At 61.9% G+C, this 1,186-nt stretch carries 1 protein-coding gene; it reads right to left on the minus strand.

Annotation, left to right across the window (positions count from 1 at the left end):
* Window positions 1-1,186 (minus strand): AAA family ATPase (locus C0V97_RS17070; RefSeq protein ID WP_127103702.1); only part of this gene is annotated, 1,186 nt, incomplete at both ends.

The raw sequence follows: 1,186 nt of genomic DNA on the forward strand, positions 1-1,186 counted from the left end.
CAGCAGCTCACGCAGCCTCTKGAGCTGGATCGACACGATACGGTTCATATCGGCCCGTTGCAGACGCGAGAACAGCACGATCTCGTCGAGACGGTTCAGGAATTCCGGTCTGAAATGGCTGCGCCCCACCGCCATGACCTGCGCCTGAACCAGAGCCGTGCTCTCTCCATCGGGCTGCTGGGCGAGAATATCCGAACCAAGATTGGAGGTCAGGATGATGATCGTGTTGCGGAAATCGACAACACGTCCCTGCCCGTCCGTCAGACGCCCGTCATCCAGCACCTGCAGCAGGATATTAAACACATCTTCATGCGCCTTCTCGACCTCGTCGAACAGGATGACCTGATAGGGCCTGCGACGCACGGCCTCGGTCAGCACACCGCCCTCTTCATAGCCGACATAGCCCGGAGGCGCGCCGACCAGACGGGAGACTGCATGCTTCTCCATGAACTCGCTCATATCGACACGCAGCATGGCCCGATCGTCATCGAACAGGAACTGTGCCAGCGCCTTGGCCAGCTCTGTCTTGCCCACGCCGGTAGGGCCGAGGAAGAGGAATGAGCCGATCGGACGGTTGGGGTCCTGCAGACCCGCGCGCGCACGGCGCACGGCGTTGGACACGGCCTTGAGCGCAGGTTCCTGACCCACTACGCGCTCGCGCAGTTCGTCTTCCATGCGCACAAGCTTGGCACGTTCGCCCTCAAGCATCCTGTCCACCGGAACACCAGTCCAGCGCGACACGACAGAGGCGATGCCCTGATCCGTCACCGCCTCGCTGAACAGACCCGCCTGAGCGGCGTCCTTCTGCTCTTCCTGCTGGGCCTCTTCGATCTGACGCTCGAGACCCGGGATGGTCGCATACATCAGCTCGGAGGCCTTGCCGAGATCCCCCTTACGCTGGGCGATTTCGACTTCGGAGCGCGCCTGATCGAGCTGCTCCTTGAGCTTCTGGATCGCATTCACACGGTCCTTCTCCGCATGCCAGGCCGCACCCAGCGTGTCGGACTGCTCCTGCAGGTCGGCCAGCTCAACCTCGAGCTTGACCAGACGCTCGCGGCTCGCGCTGTCATCTTCCTTACGTATGGCCTCGCGCTCGATCTTGAGCTGAATGATGCGTCGGTCGAGTTCGTCCAGAGCCTCTGGCTTACTGTCAATCTGCATGCGCAGACGATCGGAAGAGCACACG

The sequence above is a fragment of the Asaia sp. W19 genome (assembly GCF_003994335.1).
Taxonomy (GTDB): Bacteria; Pseudomonadota; Alphaproteobacteria; order Acetobacterales; family Acetobacteraceae; genus Asaia.